At 30.3% G+C, this 1,559-nt stretch carries 1 protein-coding gene; it reads left to right on the forward strand.

The features are described from left to right. Positions 1–241 precede the first annotated feature (241 nt). On the forward strand, positions 242–1,559 hold a 1,318-nt coding region (locus tag ACVC2P_RS08880; protein ID WP_452598119.1), incomplete at its 3' end, for a glycosyl hydrolase.

Below are 1,559 nucleotides of genomic sequence, written 5' to 3' on the forward strand. Positions count from 1 at the left end.
GTTTAGGTGAATTCTTCTAAGTTTAATATTGGTGTATTACAACAAATATAAGCTTACCTAAATACAATGTTTAATATTTTTTATTCGGTATTAAAATACAATTTAATTTAATAATATGAGTTTTTTGTGATCTATAAGTGAGTTTTTAGTGAGTGTAACAGATTGAAATAGTGATATATATCATGATTTCAGAAAAGCACTGAATTTAATTTTGAGATATAATTTTAAAACTCAAAATATTATGAAAAAAGTAATTTTAGTATTAGCAATTTTAGTATTAGTATTTGGATGTAGTAAAGAAGATCTATATGATTATCAAGAAGACATTACAAGTCAAACATTAGAAGATAACAGTAGTATGTTTGCCAGAACTTTTGGTCTTGGTAGCGGTGTGGTAACAGGTTATAATATGCGTTGGAGGAATACGCCAAGTATTACAAAAACAAATGTTGCAAGTTTAATGGATAGTTTAAAAACTGGAGTATTTAGGTATCCAGGGGGCACAGTTACCCATAAATGGAACTGGAAAAATGGATATATAACAGGTGGAGCAGCGGCAACAGATTTCGTTCATAAAATTGAGGATGTCAAAAGAGTTGTAGATACTACAAAGGCAAAAGTGTCTTTTGTTTTAGATGTTGTTAACAGTTCTCTTAAAGACCAAATAGAAATGATAAAAGCTGCAAAAGTACCCGTTAGTTACATTGAATTAGGAAATGAATTATATGCGCCAGATTATACAACAGAATTTCCTACAGGAAAAGCATATGCAGATACAATTAACTCATGGGTTCCAGAGTTACGAAAAGAATTTTCTGGTGTAAAAATTGGAGCAGTATTAATTGCTAGAACAACAAACAAAGATAGGTCTAAAACATGGAATAATGATGTAACAAAAAATATAACAAAGCCTGTAGATGCTCATATTTATCATGTTTATATAGCTAAAGACGAAAGTGTAGCAGATAGAATAACCAGATTGGCTAGTAAATTTGTTTCAGATAGTTCCGTAGAAACTTGGATCACAGAGTATGGCGATAAAGGACAGACGGTAAGTAAAACATTTGATTTGGCTAAAAAACTTACAGCCTCCCCTTATAATGCAAAATTAATGCTTAATCATTGTATTATAGCTGTAAGTGGGAACTTTACTAAAATAAAGAAAACAACTTCAAACGCTAATAAATATACCTTTACAGATGAAGGAATTGCTTTCTTAGACAAGTTCAATCCGTATGTGTCTGCTTTACCATACCAAGAAACATTTGAAGATTATTCGGGAACGTATAATTTAAAAAATACAGGTATTAGAACTTTTAAACATTCTAATCAAACATTACCAGCTAATAAACTAATAGCTTTTGAAGAAAATGCTGGTAAGTATACAAGTGTAAGCGATGTAACGGCTACTTCTAATAAAGGAATAACAATCTCTCATGATTTAGGCTCATCAACAACTGAAACAAAAGTTTTAGATAATATATTGGTTTCTCCGCTAATAGTTGCAAAAGATAAAACGAGTTTAACATTACAAGTTGATGCAGCTTACAATTATGAAG

The sequence above is a fragment of the Pontimicrobium sp. MEBiC01747 genome (assembly GCF_053601635.1).